Source organism: Bradyrhizobium sp. 27S5, assembly GCF_037217225.1.
Taxonomy (GTDB): Bacteria; Pseudomonadota; Alphaproteobacteria; order Rhizobiales; family Xanthobacteraceae; genus Bradyrhizobium; species Bradyrhizobium septentrionale.
In genome coordinates this window covers 818,571-838,006 of the sequence record NZ_CP147714.1, presented here as the reverse complement: position 1 = coordinate 838,006, position 19,436 = coordinate 818,571, and the positions used below count along the sequence as shown (strand labels likewise).

Genomic DNA, 19,436 nt, shown 5'->3' with positions numbered 1-19,436 from the left:
GCGCTAGCGCCCCAGATACACTTCGACCACCCGCTCATTCGACGACACCTGGTCGATCGAACCTTCGGCGAGCACCGTGCCTTCGTGCAGGCAGGTCACCTTGACGCCGAGCTCGCGCACGAAGGTCATGTCGTGCTCGACCACCATGATGGTGTGGTTCTTGTTGATCTCCTTCAGAAGCTCCGCAGTCAGATGGGTCTCGACATCGGTCATGCCGGCGACCGGCTCGTCGACCAGCAGCACCTTGGGGTCCTGCGCCAAGAGCATGCCGATCTCGAGCCACTGCTTCTGGCCGTGCGACAGGCTGCCGGCGAGGCGGTTGCGCGCATCGGTCAGGCGAATGGTCTCGAGCACCTTGTCGATGCGCTCGGACTCGGCCTTGCTGCCGCGCCAGAACAGCGTGCCGCGCACGGAATGATCGACATTGAGCGCGAGCAGCAGATTGTCCTGCACGGTCTGGCTCTCGAACACCGTCGGTTTCTGGAACTTGCGGCCGATGCCGAGCTCGGCGATCCGGGTCTCGTCGAGCCGGGTCAGGTCGACGGTGCCGTCGAACAGCACCGTGCCCTCGTCCGGCTTGGTCTTGCCGGTGATGATGTCCATCATCGTGGTCTTGCCGGCGCCGTTCGGGCCGATGATGGCGCGCATCTCACCGGGCGCGAGCGTCAGCGACAGATTGTTGATGGCGTGAAAACCGTCGAACGAGACGTGCACGCCGTCGAGATAGAGCATGGCCGAAGTGGCGCGGGTATCCATGACGTTCATCTGCCTACTCCGCCGGGTTCGGTGCGCCGACGCCGTCTTCGCGCGCGGCGCTTTCCCGGTCGGCCGCAAGGGCCGCGCTACGCCGCGTCTCCCACCAGCTGTTGAAGGTGCCGACGATGCCCTTGGGCAGCAGCAGCGTAACCAGGATGAACAGCGCGCCGAGCATGAACAGCCAGTACGGTGCGAGCGGCCCCGAGGTGAAGACCGTCTTGGCGTAGTTGACGACGACGGCGCCAAGCGCCGCCCCGATCAGCGTGCCGCGGCCGCCGACCGCGACCCAGATCACCGCCTCGATCGAATTGCCGGGGGCGAATTCGCTCGGATTGATGATGCCGACCTGCGGCACATAGAGCGCGCCGGCGACGCCGGCCATGCAGGCCGACAGCGTGAACACGAACAGCTTGTAGGATTCGACGCGATAGCCGAGGAATCGGGTCCGGCTTTCGGCGTCGCGCACCGCGATCAGGACCTTGCCGAGCTTCGAGGTGACGATCGCGCGGCAGATCAGGAAAGCGATGATCAGCGCAAGGCAGCTCAGCAGGAACAGCGTGGCACGGGTCCCTTCGGCCTGCACGTTGAAGCCGAGGATGTCCTTGAAGTCGGTCAGGCCGTTGTTGCCGCCGAAGCCGAAATCATTGCGGAAGAATGCCAGAAGCAGCGCATAGGTCATCGCCTGCGTGATGATCGAGAGATAGACGCCGGTGACGCGCGAGCGGAAGGCGAGCCAGCCGAAGCAGAAGGCGAGCAGGCCCGGCACCAAAAGCACCATCAGCGCGGCAAATGCGAATTTGTCGAAGCCGTACCAGTACCAGGGCAGCTTGTCCCAGTTCAGGAACACCATGAAGTCGGGCAGAACAGGATTGCCGTAAACGCCGCGGCTGCCGATCTGGCGCATCAGATACATTCCCATGGCGTAGCCGCCGAGCGCGAAGAACGCACCGTGACCGAGCGAGAGGATGCCGCAATAGCCCCAGATCAGGTCGATCGAGAGCGCTAGGATGGCGTAGCAGACATATTTGCCCCACAGCGCCACCAGATAGGTCGGCACCTGGAACATCGAGCCCTGCGGCAAAAGCAGGTTCGACAGCGGGATCAGCACCCCGACCGCGGCAACGAGCAGGACGAACGCGGTCGCGGCGCGGTCGAGCGAACGGGTGAGGATGTGCGGCGTCATGCTTCCACCGCCCGACCCTTGAGCGCGAACAGGCCGCGCGGCCGCTTCTGGATGAACAGGATGATCAGCACCAGGATCGCGATCTTGCCGAGCACCGCACCCGCCACCGGCTCCAGGAACTTGTTGGCGATGCCGAGCGTGAAGGCGCCGACCAGCGTGCCCCAGAGATTGCCGACGCCGCCGAACACCACGACCATGAAACTGTCGATGATGTAGCTCTGGCCGAGATTCGGGCTGACATTGTCGATCTGCGAAAGCGCCACGCCGGCAATGCCGGCGATCCCCGAGCCAAGGCCGAAGGTCAATGCGTCGACGCGCGAGGTGGCGATTCCCATCGAGGCCGCCATGCGGCGGTTCTGCGTCACCGCGCGCATCTCGAGCCCGAGCGCGGTGTAGCGCAGCATCGCGAGCAGGATGGCGAACACCGCGAGCGTGAAGCAGAGGATCCAGAGCCGATTATAGGTGATGGTGATCTGACCGAGCTCGAAGGCGCCGCTCATCCAGGAGGGATTGCCGACCTCGCGGTTGGTCGGGCCGAACGCGGTGCGCACCGCCTGCTGCAGCACCAGCGACAGGCCCCAGGTCGCGAGCAACGTTTCCAGCGGACGGCCGTAGAGGAAGCGGATGATCGTGCGCTCGATCAAAACACCGATCATACCGGCGACCAGGAAGGCGAGCGGCACCGCGATCAGCAGCGAATAGTCGAACAGCGCGGGATAACGGGTCCGGATCACCTCCTGCACCACGAAGGTGGTGTAGGCCCCGAGCATCACCATCTCGCCATGCGCCATGTTGATGACGCCCATCACGCCGAAGGTGATGGCAAGCCCGATCGCGGCGAGCAGCAGCACCGAGCCGAGCGACAGGCCGTACCAGGCATTCTGCACCATCGACCACATCGCGAGATTGCTCTGGATCGAGGTGACCGCGGTTGCCGCCGCCTGGGCGACCAGCGGCGGCTGGTCGCCGAGCCCGGTGAGCAGCGCCAGCGCCTCCTGGTCGCCGCGCGCCTTGACCACGGCGACGGCGTCGAGCTTGTCGCTGTCGGACGCATCCGACTTGAACAGGATGATGGCGGCGCGCGCCTCGGCGAAAGCCTGCTTGATCGACTTGACGCTCTCCTTGGCGAGCGCGCCCTCCACCGTCGGCAGCAGGTTCTCCTCGTGGCTCTTGAACACCGACTGCGCAGCCGCGAGCCGCTTGGCCGGATCCGGCGACAACAGCGTCAGGCCGCCGAGCGCGGCCTCCACGGTGCGGCGCAGGCGGTTGTTGAGGCGAACGGCGGCGGCGTTGTCGGGCAGCTTGTCGACGGCAGCGCCGGTGGTGGCGTCGATGATCTTGCCGTCGGCCTGCGTGATGAAGACCTTCTTGCTGTCCGGATCGGCCGACAGCCGGCCGTCCTGCAGCGCGCTGATGATGGGCGAGGCCAGCGCATTGCCCGATGCGGCAACCCCGCCGATCGCCTCCTCGGTGTCGGAGAACTCGTCATTGGCGAATTTGGCGACGGAATCCTCGAACGGGCCGGCCAGCGCCGGAACGGCGAAACAGCTCAGCAGCAGGATCGAGAGAAGCAGCGCACGAAAGCGATCAATACAATTGGCGAACACGTCAGTACCCCGGCAGGAGTGTGAGGAGAAGGCGGCGAGCTGTGCCGCCTTCTCCAGGTTCTTGGATGGTTGTGTTGTGTCGTTGTTGAGGTCAGGACTTTTGTTTGAGCGTGATCTTTTCGGAAAACCGCTTCGCACTTTGCGCTAACGCGGCCCTCCGGGTCCGGATCAAGCTCTCCATCAGGAGCCCTGGCCGCCGCACTTGTTGGTCTTGGTGTTGTAGTTGCCGCACTTCTTGCCGACCCAATCGCCGATCAGGTCCTTGGAGCCCTCGAGCTCCTTCGACCAGGCATCGCCGGCCACCAGGCCCGGGGTCTTCCACACCACGTCGAACTGGCCGTTGGCCTTGATCTCGCCGATGAACACCGGCTTGGTGATGTGATGGTTCGGCAGCATCTTCGAGGTGCCGCCGGTCAGGTTCTTGGCTTCGATGCCGGGCAGCGCGTCGATCACCTTGTCGGGATCGGTCGACTTCACCTTCTCGACCGCCTTGACCCACATGTCGAAGCCGATCACGTGCGCTTCCATCGGATCGTTGGTCACGCGCTTCGGATTCTTGGTGTAGGCCTGCCACGCCTTGATGAACTTCTCGTTCTCGGGCGTCTTGATCGACTCGAAGTAGTTCCAGGCGGCGAGATGGCCGAGCAGCGGCTTGGTATCGATGCCGGCGAGTTCTTCTTCACCGACCGAGAACGCGACCACCGGAATGTCGGTCGCCTTGATGCCCTGGTTACCGAGCTCCTTGTAGAAGGGGACGTTGGCGTCGCCGTTGATGGTGGAGACCACGGCGGTCTTCTTGCCGGCCGAGCCGAATTTCTTGATGTCGGCCACGATCGTCTGCCAGTCGGAATGACCGAACGGCGTGTAGTTGATCATGATGTCTTCCGGGGCGACGCCCTTCGACTTCAGATAGGCTTCCAGGATCTTGTTGGTGGTGCGCGGATAGACGTAGTCGGTGCCGGCCAGCACCCAGCGCTTCACCTTCTCGTCCTTCATCAGATAGTCGACGGCGGGGATCGCCTGCTGGTTCGGCGCGGCACCCGTGTAGAACACGTTGCGCTCGGATTCCTCGCCCTCATACTGCACCGGGTAGAACAGGATATTGTTCAGCTCCTTGAACACCGGGAGCACGGACTTGCGCGACACCGAGGTCCAGCAGCCGAACACGACCGCAACCTTGTCCTTGGTGATCAGCTCGCGCGCCTTCTCCGCAAACAGCGGCCAGTTCGATGCGGGATCGACCACGACGGCCTCGAGCTTCTTGCCAAGCACGCCGCCCTTCTTGTTCTGCTCGTCGATCAGGAAAAGGATGGTGTCCTTCAGCGTGGTTTCGCTGATGGCCATGGTGCCGGAAAGCGAATGGAGGACGCCAACCTTGATGGTGTCGTCGGCCGCTTGCGCGGGCGCGAACGGCGAGGACGCAGCCAGGCCCAAAACCAGGCCGGCCGTCGCCGCGAGCGCGCGGCGGCGGGTCATCGTCGTTATTTTGTGAGTAAGCTGAGTAAGCATGAAATGTCGTCTCCCTGACGCAGGCGTGAACGCTTGCGAAACGGCCGCTTGGCCGCCTGCGGTGAAGGGAATCGCAAGAACTGTGCCACGGTGCGCGGGCACCTTAAGCCAATGAACCGGCTGGATAATTTTGCGAGTTCCGGGCAAATACGGAAATCGATTGCTCAATCATTGGGCCGTCATCTTGACTGCCGAAAGTGCAATCAGATTATTTTGTAGGCAAATTTGTCATTTTGGCTAAAATTCCGGCACCGATTTGTGACAGTTTGCGCGAGCGATCGGCGAACTTCGGGCACCGATCCGGCAATCTCACCTTGAAACCGCCCTGTTCCTGGTCCATATCCTCGCCATGCCCGCGAAATCGCGGTGCCTTCGCGAGCTGCGTGTACAAGCCGCCCCAAGCGGCTTCTGGCTCGCCTTTCAGCTAACCCAGCTTGACGCCCCAGACACGCGGGTGTCCCGAACGCCTTCAAGCGATTCCGGCCGAAATTGGACCGGGACGACGACGGCTTTTATGGAAAGAACCACCTTTTGACCTCCTTTCAGGATTTCGGCCTCGCCGAACCCATCGCCCGCGCGCTTCGTGAAGAGAACTATCTCACACCGACCCCCATCCAGGCCCAGACCATCCCACTCGCACTTGCCGGCCGCGACGTCGTCGGCATCGCCCAGACCGGCACCGGCAAGACCGCATCCTTCGCGCTGCCGATCCTGCACCGGCTGCTCGAGAACCGCATCCGTCCGCAGCCCAAGAGCTGCCGCGTGCTGGTGCTCTCGCCCACCCGCGAGCTGTCCGGGCAGATCCTCGACAGCTTCAATGCCTATGGCCGCCACCTCCGGCTGTCCTCGGCGCTCGCCATCGGCGGCGTCCCGATGGGCCGCCAGGTCCGCAGCGTGATGCAGGGCGTCGAGGTGATGGTCGCCACCCCCGGCCGCCTGCTCGATCTCGTGCAGAGCAACGGACTGAAGCTCAACCAGGTCGAGTTCCTGGTGCTCGATGAAGCCGACCGCATGCTCGACATGGGCTTCATCAACGACATCCGGAAGATCGTCGCCAAGCTGCCGATCCGGCGGCAGACGCTGTTCTTCTCGGCCACCATGCCCAAGGACATCGCCGAACTCGCCGAAGCGATGCTGCGCGACCCCGCCCGCGTGGCGGTGACGCCGGTGGCCTCGACGGTCGACCGGATCGCCCAGCGCGTGATCCAGGTCGATTTCGCGGCCAAGCCGGCGATTCTCGCCCAGTTGCTGAAGCAGGAACCGGTCAATCGCGCCCTGATCTTCACCCGCACCAAGCATGGCGCGGACAAGGTGGTGAAAGGCCTGGAGCGAGCCGGCATCAGCGCCAATGCCATCCACGGTAACAAGTCGCAGAACCACCGCGAGCGTACGCTGGCGGCGTTCCGCACCGGCGAAATCCGTACACTGGTGGCGACCGATATCGCCGCCCGCGGCATCGACGTCGACGGCATCAGCCATGTCGTGAATTTCGACCTGCCCAACATCCCGGAGACCTATGTCCACCGCATCGGCCGCACCGCGCGCGCCGGGGCCGACGGGGTCGCGATCTCGCTGATCGCGGGTGCCGAAGAGATGGGCTATTTGCGTGACATCGAACGGCTGATCCGCGTCACGCTGCCGCGGGAAGACCGTCGCACGCCGGGCAGCAACCGCGAAACCGCACCGGCTCAGGCGCCCCACCCGCACCGGGGTGGCCGTTCTGCGCCACGCGCGCATAATGTCCGTGGGAAGAATGAGACGGCTCCAAGTGGAAAAGGGCCTCGCCGCCGCCGCCGTCCAGGTGGTAATAATGGCGCGCCGCAGACGAGCCGGGGCGAGTCGCCGCGTCCGTCGCAGGCCGGCAACAGCGAAGGCATCCAGGGCGTCGCCTTCTTGCATCGCGAGAGCCGGCCGAATCCGCAACCCAACCGCAACAACCGACCGAAGCACTAGCCGTCGCTCGATCTGGAGAACCATATGGCTAAGGAAGAGCTGATCCAGTTCGAAGGACTGGTGACCGAAATCCTCCCCGACGCTCGTTACCGGGTACAACTCGATGCCGGACACGAGATCGTCGCCTACACCGCCGGCAAGATGAAGAAAAACCGCATCAAGACGCTGGCCGGCGACCGCGTTACGATCGAAATGTCGCCCTACGATCTCGAAAAGGGCCGCCTGATTTTCCGCCACAAGGACGAGCGTCCGAGTGGCGCGCCCGGCGGCCCGCCGCGGGGCGGAGCGCAGCGCGGCGGCCAGTTCCGCCGCCGATAAACAAGGTTTGCAACTGCTGCGCGCATGACATCCTGATGTCCTGCGCAGCAATGGCCGGCGCCTGCGCCGGCCAAAAAATCGCGCACGTCAGGATTGTTTTGAAGCCTTCTATCGAATAATATCCTACCCATCGATTTTCGGCCGGACGACATTAGCCAATACCGGTACAGCCGGTTCAGACGCTGACGACCCTTCCAAAAATTCGATCTCACCACCCCGCCGATCAGCGGGTCTTGAACTTGTATATCTGAGAAGGGACTACCCACGTGAGCATGGGAACCGTGAAGTGGTTTAACGCGACCAAGGGCTACGGCTTCATCCAGCCGGATGAAGGCGGGAACGACGTGTTCGTGCACATCAGTGCAGTCGAGCGCGCCGGCCTTGGCACTCTGCGTGAAGGCCAGAAGATCTCCTACGAGATCGTGGCTGACCGCCGTTCCGGCAAATCCTCGGCCGACAATCTGCGCGCCGCCGGATAAGCCGATTTCCCGGACGCGCGAAGCTCCAGGAAATTGTCGTCAAAGCATCAAGGGCCGTACCTCCGGGTACGGCCCTTTTTGTATGGATCGCGGGCTTGCCGCAGCAGCAGCCCACTTCGCTCGAAAACGCTTCTAGACTTTGACGCGTTTTCTTCACGCGAACCGGTGCCCACTTCGCTCGAAAACGCTTTAGTAAGTCGTGCAGGCGTTCGACGCGGTGGCCGACGTCGAGGAATAGTTCACGCACAGCGACTGCCGCGGCCTGGTATAGGCGACGTCGCTGAGATTGATGCCGCTCTTGGCCATCACGTAGCCGATCGTCGGAACGTATTTGTAGCTGACTTCACTGAAGATCAGATAGGTGCCCGCAATGAGCAGCGACGCCGGGACCAGGCTCGTCACCACATCACCCTGACTGCGCGCGGAGGCCGTCACCGTGGCTTGCGTGGCACCGCTGGCGATCGTTCCCGCCTTGCTCCACTGGATCCGCGCGATATTGGAGTTGTCGACGTAGATTTCCGACAATGTGATTTTGGTCGGCGACGGATCGTACGGCGTCATGATGCCGACGGCGGCGCTGAAGAAGTTCTGCAGGTCGGTGTCGACCACCGCCGTTGCCTGTGAGGTCAGATCCGACGCGGCGCGCGCCATCAGCGTGACCTTGCGGTCGACCGCGACGCCGGATGAGAACTCGACGGTGCCGAAGAACATCACCAGCATCAGCGGCACGATGAAGGCGAACTCGACGGCGGCGAGGCCACGGCGGTCATGGCCGAGGGCGGCGACGGAACGCAGCAATGCCGCAGCTAAGGTTTTCACGACTTTGCTCATGAGCATGTGGCTCCGGAGGTGCCGGAGGGCTCGTTCTTGAACGTCGCGGTCGCGGTCAACAGCCGCTTGCCGTTGGAGAGGTTGGCGACGTTGAAGCCGAGCTTGGTGACGAACAGCGGCCACTGATAGTACAGCCGGACAACCACGACGTCGCCATCCTTGCCGGGACACCATTTCGTGGCCGGAATGAACGCATTGCTGGAGTCGATCGGCGGCGTGATGTTGACGCTGCTGAACGAGGAATAACTGCGCACGTCGACAAATATGCCGTTGGTGCAATCGAACAGCGCGCTGACCCGGCCGCAGACGTAGTCCTTGAACTGCTGCTGGGTGTAGCTCAGGCCCTGGGCCTGACCGGTCATGACGAAGCGGGCCGAATCCTGCGTCACCGTCTCGAGCACCTGGCTGGCAAGGAAGATCATTGCCACTTCGATGATCGCGAACAGCAATCCGAAAAACAGCGGTGCGACCATCGCGAATTCGACCGCGGTCACGCCACGGCGATTTCGGCGAAAGCGGCGGAGCAGGCCTGCGAAGGAACGAGCGGGCAGCGGCATCAACGACCCCGGATCAACATGGCAGCAACAACTACCCCAAGACTCATTGTTGAAGTGTTTCGCCGGATCGAGACAGAGTGCCCCGATCCGTTAGGTCTTGCTTAACCATGTCGAACGAACGGCACCCGATCGGCCACGGCCCCGGCGTGAGTGGCGCCGGAGCGGACACGTGCTAGTTCTGCGGTTTCGCTCCCGCGCCCGGGCCGGAGGCCTGGGTGTTGAGCGTACCGGCCTGGTCCATGGTCGACTTGAAATAGACGTCGCCGTCGCCGAGCGTGATGCGGCGCTGACAGACCGGCATGCAGCTGTAGGTCTCGCGATCGACGCCGCGATAGACGGTGACGAGCTGATCGGTCGGGCCTTCGACCTGGATCTGGCGATCCACCAGCACCTGACCGGTGCGGTCGAGCGCGATGAAATTGGTTGCGCCGTAGCCCTTGCCGGTCACGACGACAACACCGCCATTCTGCAGGGTGACATCGGCAATCAGGGGATTGCCGACCACGATCGTGGCAATGCCTCCGGGCAGCTTGACGAGCTTGGCCTGATCGACATTGACCGCGATCCGGTCGGGATCGGGCGCAGCCGTTGCGAACGCGGGCGACAGCAGCACGGCTGCGGCCAGCGAGATGAATCCAATGCGCGTGACGGCGCGAATACGATGGGACTGAAACGACATATTGTACCCCGGGACGTTAACAGGCCGGCAAAAGCGATACGCAGCGGACCGGCGCCCGACGCAGGCGAATCTGACGGCAATTCATTTAAGAAGCGCAAATATCGAGCGCCGAATTGCGCGGATGTCACGACTTCCGGAGCGGATCGGCCAGCGGCCTTGGAATCTCGCGCCTATCCCGCAGGGCGCGCGGCCGCCGCCTCGCCGCCCGTACGCACATGGATCACCACGCAATCGTCGGCGTAGAGGCGCTGCCATCCATCGATATGATCGAGAAATCTGGAGGCAGGCGTCGCCGGGTCGAGCATCACCGCATCGATGTCGTAGGTCTTGAGCAGATCGAAGAAGCTGTCGACGTCCTTGAGCTGGAGCGCGCGGTAATAGGCCATCTCGAACGTCTCGCCGTAAAGCTCGGCACGCCCGTCGACGAACACCGGCACCTGACGCCAGATCAGATATCCGCCGAACTGCAGATCGTTGAGCACGCGCCGGGCATTGTGCGCCTTCAGCGCGTCAACGGCAGCAGCGGGCGAATGGATCGGCGGCGGCGCGATGTTCGCCCGTGCGGCAACGAACCAGGTCGAGGCGCACAGCGCGGCGATGAATATCGCAGCCGGCGCAGCCTTTAGCCGGACAATGCTCGCGGCACGCAGATCGAACTGGGTCGCCACCGGCATCAACGCAGCCAGCGGCAGCAGCAGGGCGAACAGCTCGAGATTCCTGACATGGGACAGCGCCATGTGCAGCAGGCCCAGCACCAGGGCGATCCGCGGCAGCGGCAGCCTCACTCCGCAATAGAGCGCCCCGCCGATCAGGCCGAGAATGGATAGCTCGAATGCATCGATGTGGCTGAAGTTCGCCGGCATCCACTCCGCAATCAGATGCAGCAATTCGCCGAGGCTGAGAATCTTCAAGGAGGCAAGGAGCGAACCCCATCCGTAGGGGGTCGCGCAGCACGCGGCCAGCGCGCCGATACCGAATGCCGTCCAGCACAGTGCCAGCGGCAATCTTTGCGCGGGCGCGGCATTCCACATCGCGTCGAGCGCAAAGGCGCCGAGAAGCACCAGGCCGAACAGAAAGCCGCCATGCAAATTGGCCCAGAGCGCGATCAGCGGCAGCAGCCAGAACGAGGGGGCCTCGCGGCGTTCACTGGCGACCATCAGGCCGTTCGCCCAGACCATCATGATCGGCAGCACCAGCACATGCGGACGGGCCAGCAGATGCCCGCATGTCAGCACCAGCGCCGCCAGCGCGACCAGGCTCGCATAGATCGCCGGCAGCGCGCGGCTGAGAATGGCGGTAAGCAGCGCGAAGGTGGCGGCACCACAGGCCGCGGTCAGCGCCGCGGGACCGGTCCACCCGGCAAGATCATAGGCCTTCGCGAACAGGACCTGCGCCAGCCAGGACGACGACATCCATGGCTGACCTGCCTTGGTGAACGAATAGATATCGACCGACGGCAGCGCGCGATGGTCGAGGATCCAGCGGCCGACCGCGATCTGCCAGTAGGTGTCGGAATCGGCGAGCAGCCTGTCGCCGACGATCAGCAGCAGCGCATAGACGCCGCACGCCATCCAGAACCAGGCCGGGACCTCGGCGAATGCAGAGGTCCTCGCATGCGGGATGGTTGCGGTCTCAGCACTCATGCGGGCACGGGCCGGACAACGACGTCAATGCCGGAACGGATAGGCCAGCTGTCCGCCGATCTCGGCCGGCACGCCCTGCTCGGCGTCGACGCCGTAATCCTCCGGAAGCTTGCCTTCGGGCATGCGGAACGTCCCGAACAGGATGTCCCAGAGCGGAAACGTGCCCGCGAAATTGGTGTCGCCGCCTTCCTCGAGCGCGGTGTGATGCCAGCGATGAAACACCGGCGTCGCGATCACATATTTGAACGGGCCGAGTGTCCAGTTCAGGTTGGCGTGGACGAAGGCCGAATGGAATGTGGTGAACGGGCCGACCCACAGCATGATGTTCGGTGAGATGCCGGCCATCAGCAGAATCACGTCGACCGTGATCGTGCCGATCAGGAGATTGACGGGATGGAAGCGCGCCGCCGAAATCCATTCGAGGTCTTCGGAGGAGTGATGAATGGCGTGGTACTTCCAGAAGCCGCCGCCGTGAAACATCCGGTGCAGCCAATACAGCATGAAGTCCGAGGCGACCAGGAAGACGATCGACTGCAGCCAGAGCGGAAGCTGCGACAGCGGGCCGTGCCCGTTCTCGTAGAACGCGATGAGATCGTCGGCGCCGTGCACGTTGAAGACCGCGGCCGCGCCGACCACCAGGAGTCCGATGCGCAGCACGCGGGCGAACACCGGCACGAAGAACCAGTAGCAGATGTCCGTGACCAGCTCACGCTTCTGCCACCATGGCTTGCCGGGATTGCAGGCCCAGAAATGGGTCAGCACGGTGAAGAACAATGCGAGGCCGATCGTGATCGGCACCACCCTCATCATCGTCTGGCCGAGCATCTCGATGACTTCAAGCGGAAGGGTGGACATGACAGCCTCATTCTACGGAAGCCTCATGGGTATAGATGTGCGCTTAAGGAGCCGTGAATAGACCCCGGCCGCGGCCGGCCTCGGCAACAATCTGCAATTTTGGCGAGCCGCTTAATTCCAAATTTACTTTGCGCAACAACAGCGGGTTCCCCCGGAGTTTATGCGATCAAATTAACTGCACCGAAATCGTCGAACCGTAGGGTGCCGCCATGGTCACGGTGCTGAGAACGCCGGCCAGACCAAACCTAGTTCGACCAGCCACGTGTACACAGGAGTGAATTCTATGAAGAACCTCGTTTCGCGCTTCGTGAAGGATGAGTCGGGCGCGACCGCCATCGAATACGGCCTGATTGCGACCGGCATCGCCATCGCGATCATCGCTGCGGTCAACGGCGTCGGCACGAAACTCTCGGGTACCTTCAACTCGATCTCGGGCTCGCTGAAGTAAGCCGGTTCCGACGAGTTCGCATCAAAGGTCCCGGCAACCCCGGGACCTTTGCTATTTGTCGAGCTCCAATTGCCGGCCGCCTTCGAAGCAGCCGGCAGTCCTTTCCCGATTGTTCACCAATGGCCGCTAGCGTCGGGTCTCGACCGCAGCTCCAGCTTGACGGCATGAATCCATGATCCTCGACATCGCACGCTTGATGCTGTTTCCGGCCCTGATGGCTTTCGCGGCGGCGAGCGATCTCCTGACCATGACGATCCCGAACCGGATCTCGCTGGCACTGGCGGCCGGCTTCTTCGTGATGGCGCCGCTGACCGGGATGGGCGTCCACGACATCCTCACCCATGCCGGCGCAGGCGCGCTGGTGCTGGTGGTGGCGTTCGGCATGTTCGCGATGGGCTGGGTCGGCGGCGGCGACGCCAAGGTCGCGGCCGCGGCCAGCCTGTGGTTCGGGTTCGAGCATCTGCTGCCTTATCTGGTGTTCGCGTCGCTGTTCGGCGGTGCGCTGACCGTGCTGCTGTTGCAGCTCCGGCAATGGCCCCTGCCCTACCCGCTGGCGTCCCAGACTTGGCTCAGCCGGCTGCACGACAAGCAGACCGGAATTCCCTACGGCATCGCACTCGCCCTCGGCGCCCTGCTGATCTATCCCGAGACGGACTGGATCAAGACGATTGATCTCGCGCACTTCGCGATGCGCTGAGAAAGCAGCGGTAACCGCCCGTTAAGGCGATTTAGATACGCCTCATTAACCATGCTTTGACGAATAGCTGGTCAACTCCCATCACGGCGGCGGCAGCGTCGCGGCGTCATGTGGAAAGTGAAGCGTAATGGATAAGGCCCGCATTCTGGTCCTGGCAATTGCAGGCTGCGCCGGCCTTGCGGCGCTCTATTTGGCAAGCGGAGGCGACGACAAGCCGGCGGCGCCTCCCCCGGTCGCGCAGCTGCCCACCGTCGACATCCTGGTCGCGAAAGCCGACATCGGCCTCGGCCAGGCGGTGAAGCCCGAGGATCTGCAGTGGCAGACCTGGCCGGCGGCGACCGCCAGCGCCACCTTCATGCGCAGGGACAGCAACGCCGATGCCATCAAGGACGTCACCGGCTCGATCGCGCGTGCCCCCTTCATCCAGGGCGAGCCGATTCGCGAGCAGAAGCTCGTCAAGGCGGACGGAAGCGGCTTCATGGCTGCGATCCTGCCGACCGGCATGCGGGCAGTATCGACCGAAATCTCGCCGGAGACCGGCGCCGGCGGCTTCATCCTGCCGAATGACCGCGTCGACGTCCTGCTGTCGAAGCGGGACAAGAATCCTGACCGCAACGGCGCCGACATCGTCAATTCCGAGGTCATCCTGACCAATATCCGGGTGCTCGCGATCGATCAGGCACCGAAGGAGAAGGACGGCACCAACGCGCTGATCGGCAAGACGGTGACGCTGGAGCTGAAGCCCGAACAGACCGAGACGCTGGCTCGCGCGCGCCAGAGCGGCATCCTGTCGCTGGCGCTGCGCAGCATCGCCGACGTCAACGCGACCGACGTCAGGACCGACGACAACCCCCAAAAGCGCGGTGAGACGATCAACGTCATCCGCTTTGGCGTTGCCAACCAGGCAACGATGCAGAAGTGACCATGAGGACACAGGTGATGAAGGGCGGGGCAACTCAACGGACGATGCGGGCCTACATGGTCCGCGCATTGTCGTTCTCGGCGGTCGCAGCGCTCACGCTCAACCCGGCGCTGACACCGGTGGTGGCGAGCGACTACCGCGCCGCCGCGCCCCCTGCCGCGGCCGATGGTCAAATGAACGCCCGGTTCCTTGCGCTCGGCGTCGGCAAATCGGTGGTGATCGATCTGCCCAGGGACATCAAGGACGTCCTGGTCGCCGATCCGAAGATCGCCAACGCCGTGGTCCGCTCGGCGCAACGCGCCTACATCATCGGCGCGACGGTCGGCCAGACCAACATCGTGTTCTTCGATGCCGCCGGCCAGCAGATCGCCGCCTATGACATCGCGGTCAAGCGCGACCTCAACGGTGTCCGTGCGGCACTGCGTCAGGCAATGCCGAATTCCGACATCCAGATCGAAGGCGTCGGCGAGGGCGTCGTGCTGACCGGCAGTGCGGCGAGCCCGGTCGAGGCGCAGCAGGCCGGCGAGATGGCCGCCCGGCTGGTCGGCAGCACCGACAAGGTCGTGAATTCCATCACGGTTCGCGGCCGTGACCAGGTGATGTTGAAAGTCACAGTTGCCGAAGTCTCGCGCAGCCTGATCAAGCAGCTCGGCATCGACCTCACCGCAAATCTCAATTACGGCACAGCGGTGGTGAAATTCGCCAACGCCAACCCGTTTACGGCGAACAACGCAGCGCTGGTGCCCAACAACGCCATCACCACCGCGTTCGGGTCGGCGCCTTCGGTCTCCGCAACGATCCGCGCCATGGAAAGCGCCGGCGTCGTCCGCACGCTCGCCGAGCCGAACCTGACCGCGATCTCAGGCGAATCAGCCACCTTCATCTCCGGCGGCGAATTTCCAATTCCAACCGGCGTGACCTGTCAGACCACGACGAGCGGCGCGATCGGACAGTGCGTTCAGACCGTCAGCTTCAAGAAATTCGGCATTTCGCTCAACTTCACGCCGGTGGTGCTGACCGAGGGCCGGATCAGCCTGCGCGTGATGACGGAAGTGTCGGAAGTCTCGACCGAGAACTCGCTCACCGGCGGCGCGAACGGAACGACGATCCCTTCGATCAAGACCCGCCGCGCAGAGACCACGCTGGAAATTCCATCGGGCGGCTCGATGGCGATGGCCGGCCTGATCCAGGACCAGACCAAGCAGGCGATCAACGGCCTTCCCGGGCTGTCGACGCTGCCGGTGCTCGGCACCCTGTTCCGCAGCCGCGACTTCGTCAACAACCAGACCGAAATGATGGTGCTGGTGACGCCCTATATCGTTCGCGCGGTGGCGCAGAAGGACCTGTCGCGTCCGGATGACGGTTTCGCCAATGCGTCGGATCCGCAGGCCGACCTGCTGGGCAGCATCAATCGCGTCTACGGCGTGCCGGGCCGCACCGAGCCGGCGCGGAATTACCGCGGCACCTACGGCTTTATCACGGACTGAGGCGGACGATGACACAGACCACATCCAGGACACCCGCCGGTACCAAGCGCCCGATCGCTATCGCAGCGGCGCTCGTCGGCCTTGCCGTGACGCTCGGCGCCTGCCAGCACGCCGCCGACAACAGTTTCGCGATGGACGCCCCCGCCGACTATCGCCAGCGTCATCCGATCTCGGTGACCGAGGCTGATCGCTCGATCGTGGTGTTCGTCGGCCGCAGCCGCGGCGGCCTGACCGCGGATCAGCGCGCCTCGGTGATGGAGATGGCAGGGGACTGGATGCGCGAGGGAACCGGCGCCGTGACGATCGACGTGCCGGTCGACACGCCGAACGCCCGGCCCGCCCAGGAATCCCTGCGCGAGATCCAGGCCACCTTCGCCGCCGCCGGCGTGCCGCCCCGCGGGATGCTGGTTCGCAAATATCACCCCGACGATCCGCGGATGATGCCGGCGATCCGGGTGAACTATCCAAAGATGAAGGCCACCGCGGGGCCGTGCGGCCTCTGGCCGGACGACCTCGGCCCGTCGATCCACAACAGGGCCTACATCGAGAACCAGCAGTACTACAATTTCGGCTGCGCCAATCAGCGCAACCTCGCCGCCATGGTCGAAAACCCGTCTGACCTCGTGCAGCCGCGCGCGGAGACCCCTGCCTACACGTCGCGTCGCAATATCGCCTTCGACAAGTATCGCAAGGGCACCACCACCGCCACGACGTATCCCGAGTCCGACAGGGCCAAGCTAAGCGATACAGGAAAATGATCACCTACGCGCAGCAAAACTCCGAAGAGCAGCCGGACGCCACGTCGCAGGCCGTGGACGACCATATTGCTCCGGCGCCACGGGTTTCGGTTCAGGCGTTCTGCGAAACCGTCGAGACCGCCGCCGCCGTACAGTCGGCCGGCGAGGATCGCCGGCTGGCCAAGGCTCACCTCAAGATCCAGATGGGCGGCATGGCCGCCGCCGTCGAGGCCTATCGCTCGGCGCCGACGCCGAACGTCATCATCCTCGAGACCGAAGGCCGCGGCGACATCCTGACCGGCCTCGACCAGCTCGCCACGGTGTGCGATGCCGGCACCCGCGTGGTCGTGATCGGCCGCGTCAACGACGTCACGCTGTATCGCGAGCTGGTGCGCCGCGGCGTCAGCGACTATGTGATCGCGCCGGCCCATGCGATCGACGTGGTGCGCGCGGTCTGCAACCTGTTCTCGGCGCCGGAAGCCAAGGCGGTCGGCCGCATCGTCGCCGTCGTCGGCGCCAAGGGCGGCGTCGGCGCCTCGACGATTGCCCACAATGTGGCCTGGGCGATCGCCCGCGATCTGGCGCTGGATTCCGTAGTCGCCGACCTCGACCTCGCGTTCGGCACCGCCGGCCTCAACTACAACCAGGATCCGGCGCAAGGCATCGCGGACGCCGTGTTCTCGCCGGACCGCGTCGATACCGCCTTCGTCGACCGCCTGCTGTCGAAATGCACCGACCATCTGAGCCTGCTGGCGGCGCCGGCCACGCTCGACAAGGTCTACGATTTCGGCGCCGAAGCGTTCGATGCGATCTTCGATACGCTGCGCACCACGATGCCCTGCATCGTGCTCGACGTACCGCACCAATGGTCCGGCTGGACCAAGCGCGCATTGATCGCGGCCGACGACATCCTGATCGTGGCGGCGCCCGATCTCGCCAATCTGCGCAACGCCAAGAACATGTTCGACCTCCTGAAGGCGTCCCGGCCCAACGACCGCGCGCCGCTGTACTGCCTCAACCAGGTCGGCGTGCCGAAACGGCCGGAGATCGCTGCGGGCGAGTTCGCCAAGGCGATCGAGAGCCAGCCGATCGCCGCAATCCCGTTCGATCCGCAGATCTTCGGTTCGGCTGCCAACAACGGCCAGATGATCGCGGAAATCTCCGCCAATCACCGCGCGGTCGAGATGTTCCTGCAGATGGCGCAGCGGCTGACAGGCCGCGGCGAGACCAAGAAGCCGAGGGGGTCCTTCCTGTCGCCCCTGCTCGAAAAGCTGCGGTCCAAATAGTGGCCCGCGTGGAGTCAAGACGTCGTGTTTGGTAAGCGTAGCGGAAACGATGGGGACGTGCGGGCACCCAAGCCCGCCTTTCAGGCGCCGGAGCCCGCCGGCGCGCCGCCGATGGCGCGCGAGTCCGTCGCGCCCACGATCTCGTCGCCGCCGCTGGCCCCGGCCAAGCCGCCGCCGGCCCCAATCGTCGAAGCCCGCCGCTCGGACAACTATTATCAGGTCAAGGCGACGATCTTCGGCGCCCTGATCGAGGCGATCGACCTTGCCCAGCTCGCCAAGCTGGACAGCGAGTCGGCGCGCGAGGAAATCCGCGACATCGTCAACGAGATCATCGCGATCAAGAACATCGTGATGTCGATCGCCGAGCAGGAAGAGCTGCTCGACGACATCTGCAACGATGTGCTCGGCTACGGACCGCTGGAGCCCTTGCTGTCGCGCGACGACATCGCCGACATCATGGTCAACGGCGCCGGCACCGTGTTCATCGAAGTAGCCGGCAAGATCCAGCGCACCGGCATCCGCTTTCGCGACAACCAGCAGCTGCTCAACATCTGTCAGCGCATCGTCAGCCAGGTCGGCCGGCGCGTCGACGAATCCTCGCCGATCTGCGACGCCCGCCTCGCCGACGGCTCGCGCGTCAATGCCATCGTACCGCCGCTGGCGATCGACGGGCCTGCGCTGACCATCCGCAAATTCAAGAAGGACAAGCTGACGCTGGACCAGCTCGTCAAGTTCGGCGCGATCACGCCGGAAGGGGCGACCATCCTGCAGATCATCGGCCGGGTCCGCTGCAACGTGATCATCTCAGGCGGTACCGGCTCCGGCAAGACCACGCTGCTGAACTGCCTGACCAACTATATCGAGCACGACGAGCGCATCATCACCTGCGAAGACGCCGCCGAACTCCAGCTGCAGCAGCCGCATGTGGTGCGGCTGGAAACCCGGCCGCCGAACATCGAGGGCGAGGGCCAGGTGACGATGCGCGAACTGGTGCGCAACTGCCTGCGTATGCGCCCGGAGCGGATCATCGTCGGCGAAGTCCGCGGACCCGAGGCGTTCGACCTGTTGCAGGCGATGAACACCGGCCACGACGGCTCGATGGGCACGCTACACGCCAACAATCCGCGCGAAGCGCTGTCGCGCTGCGAATCCATGATCACGATGGGCGGCTTCTCGCTTCCGTCGCGCACCATCCGCGAGATGATCTGCGCCTCGGTCGACATCATCGTGCAGGCTGCGCGACTGCGCGACGGCTCGCGCCGCATCACGCACATCACCGAGGTGATGGGCATGGAAGGTGACACCATCATCACCCAGGACGTCTTCCTCTACGACGTGGTCGGGGAAGACGCCAACGGCAAGATCATCGGCAAGCACCGCTCGACCGGCATCGGCCGGCCGCGCTTCTGGGAGCGTGCGCGCTACTACAATGAAGAGAAGCGGCTCGCGGCGGCGCTCGACGCCTCCGACGCGCCGGCGCCGGTCTAGG

The 19,436-nt window shown here is 64.1% G+C and carries 19 protein-coding genes; 10 read left to right on the top strand and 9 right to left on the bottom strand.

The genetic code is table 11. From position 1 onward, the window contains the following. Positions 1–3 precede the first annotated feature (3 nt). The 4 genes from urtD to urtA all read right to left on the bottom strand — a co-directional run bounded on the left by urtD (position 4) and on the right by urtA (position 5,055). On the bottom strand, positions 4–765 hold the full coding sequence (gene urtD / locus WDM24_RS03985) for an urea ABC transporter ATP-binding protein UrtD (protein ID WP_050405363.1): 762 nt from the start codon (positions 763–765) through the stop codon (positions 4–6). A gap of 4 nt (positions 766–769) precedes the next feature. Beyond that, complete coding sequence (urtC, locus tag WDM24_RS03980; protein ID WP_166302055.1) at positions 770–1,939, bottom strand: urea ABC transporter permease subunit UrtC; 1,170 nt, start codon at positions 1,937–1,939, stop codon at positions 770–772. After that, positions 1,936–3,531: an urea ABC transporter permease subunit UrtB gene (urtB, locus tag WDM24_RS03975; protein WP_166307974.1), complete on the bottom strand. Its 1,596-nt coding sequence runs from the start codon at positions 3,529–3,531 to the stop codon at positions 1,936–1,938. The genes urtC and urtB overlap by 4 nt, the downstream gene beginning before the upstream one ends. Positions 3,532–3,726: 195 nt before the next feature. Next, positions 3,727–5,055, bottom strand: coding sequence for an urea ABC transporter substrate-binding protein (gene urtA, locus WDM24_RS03970; protein ID WP_338695446.1), 1,329 nt, complete (start codon positions 5,053–5,055; stop codon positions 3,727–3,729). Between the two features lie 531 nt (positions 5,056–5,586). Here urtA and WDM24_RS03965 point away from each other — a divergent pair. The 3 genes from WDM24_RS03965 to WDM24_RS03955 all read left to right on the top strand — a co-directional run bounded on the left by WDM24_RS03965 (position 5,587) and on the right by WDM24_RS03955 (position 7,805). Then, a complete protein-coding gene (locus WDM24_RS03965) occupies positions 5,587–7,008 on the top strand; it encodes a DEAD/DEAH box helicase (RefSeq protein WP_338830532.1) in 1,422 nt (473 codons plus the stop codon). Between the two features lie 24 nt (positions 7,009–7,032). Continuing rightward, complete coding sequence (gene infA / locus WDM24_RS03960; RefSeq protein WP_016842649.1) at positions 7,033–7,326, top strand: translation initiation factor IF-1; 294 nt, start codon at positions 7,033–7,035, stop codon at positions 7,324–7,326. Between the two features lie 266 nt (positions 7,327–7,592). Continuing rightward, entirely contained in the window at positions 7,593–7,805 is a 213-nt protein-coding gene (locus WDM24_RS03955; protein WP_016842648.1) for a cold-shock protein, read from the top strand. Between the two features lie 189 nt (positions 7,806–7,994). Here WDM24_RS03955 and WDM24_RS03950 read toward each other — a convergent pair whose 3' ends face one another. The 5 genes from WDM24_RS03950 to WDM24_RS03930 all read right to left on the bottom strand — a co-directional run bounded on the left by WDM24_RS03950 (position 7,995) and on the right by WDM24_RS03930 (position 12,370). Next, positions 7,995–8,642: a TadE/TadG family type IV pilus assembly protein gene (locus WDM24_RS03950; RefSeq protein ID WP_338695428.1), complete on the bottom strand. Its 648-nt coding sequence runs from the start codon at positions 8,640–8,642 to the stop codon at positions 7,995–7,997. Next, the gene (locus WDM24_RS03945) at positions 8,633–9,193 is read right to left on the bottom strand and encodes a TadE/TadG family type IV pilus assembly protein (protein WP_166302046.1); all 561 of its coding nucleotides are present in this window, start codon (positions 9,191–9,193) and stop codon (positions 8,633–8,635) included. The genes WDM24_RS03950 and WDM24_RS03945 overlap by 10 nt, the downstream gene beginning before the upstream one ends. 172 nt (positions 9,194–9,365) lie before the next feature. Continuing rightward, the gene (locus WDM24_RS03940; protein ID WP_166302043.1) at positions 9,366–9,872 is read right to left on the bottom strand and encodes a pilus assembly protein N-terminal domain-containing protein; all 507 of its coding nucleotides are present in this window, start codon (positions 9,870–9,872) and stop codon (positions 9,366–9,368) included. A gap of 170 nt (positions 9,873–10,042) precedes the next feature. Continuing rightward, on the bottom strand, positions 10,043–11,515 hold the full coding sequence (locus WDM24_RS03935) for a hypothetical protein (protein WP_338830531.1): 1,473 nt from the start codon (positions 11,513–11,515) through the stop codon (positions 10,043–10,045). A gap of 24 nt (positions 11,516–11,539) precedes the next feature. After that, entirely contained in the window at positions 11,540–12,370 is an 831-nt protein-coding gene (locus WDM24_RS03930; RefSeq protein ID WP_338830530.1) for a sterol desaturase family protein, read from the bottom strand. A 283-nt stretch (positions 12,371–12,653) separates the two neighbouring features. Between WDM24_RS03930 and WDM24_RS03925 the strand changes: the two genes are divergently transcribed. The 7 genes from WDM24_RS03925 (at position 12,654) to WDM24_RS03895 (ending at position 19,435) form a co-directional block, all read left to right on the top strand. Then, positions 12,654–12,818 carry a Flp family type IVb pilin gene (locus WDM24_RS03925; RefSeq protein WP_016842642.1) on the top strand — a complete coding sequence of 55 codons (165 nt, stop codon included), beginning with the start codon at positions 12,654–12,656 and terminating at the stop codon, positions 12,816–12,818. A gap of 172 nt (positions 12,819–12,990) precedes the next feature. After that, complete coding sequence (locus WDM24_RS03920; RefSeq protein WP_338830529.1) at positions 12,991–13,515, top strand: prepilin peptidase; 525 nt, start codon at positions 12,991–12,993, stop codon at positions 13,513–13,515. A 127-nt stretch (positions 13,516–13,642) separates the two neighbouring features. Next, positions 13,643–14,437 carry a Flp pilus assembly protein CpaB gene (gene cpaB / locus WDM24_RS03915; RefSeq protein WP_338830528.1) on the top strand — a complete coding sequence of 265 codons (795 nt, stop codon included), beginning with the start codon at positions 13,643–13,645 and terminating at the stop codon, positions 14,435–14,437. Positions 14,438–14,439: 2 nt separating this feature from the next. Further along, entirely contained in the window at positions 14,440–15,924 is a 1,485-nt protein-coding gene (locus WDM24_RS03910) for a type II and III secretion system protein family protein (protein ID WP_338832575.1), read from the top strand. Between the two features lie 8 nt (positions 15,925–15,932). Then, the gene (locus WDM24_RS03905) at positions 15,933–16,682 is read left to right on the top strand and encodes a CpaD family pilus assembly protein (protein WP_166302028.1); all 750 of its coding nucleotides are present in this window, start codon (positions 15,933–15,935) and stop codon (positions 16,680–16,682) included. Next, positions 16,679–17,947, top strand: a complete 1,269-nt coding sequence (locus WDM24_RS03900) for an AAA family ATPase (protein ID WP_029077759.1) — start codon at positions 16,679–16,681, stop codon at positions 17,945–17,947. The genes WDM24_RS03905 and WDM24_RS03900 overlap by 4 nt, the downstream gene beginning before the upstream one ends. 24 nt (positions 17,948–17,971) lie before the next feature. Beyond that, positions 17,972–19,435, top strand: coding sequence for a CpaF family protein (locus tag WDM24_RS03895; RefSeq protein ID WP_029077760.1), 1,464 nt, complete (start codon positions 17,972–17,974; stop codon positions 19,433–19,435). Position 19,436: the final 1 nt, after the last annotated feature.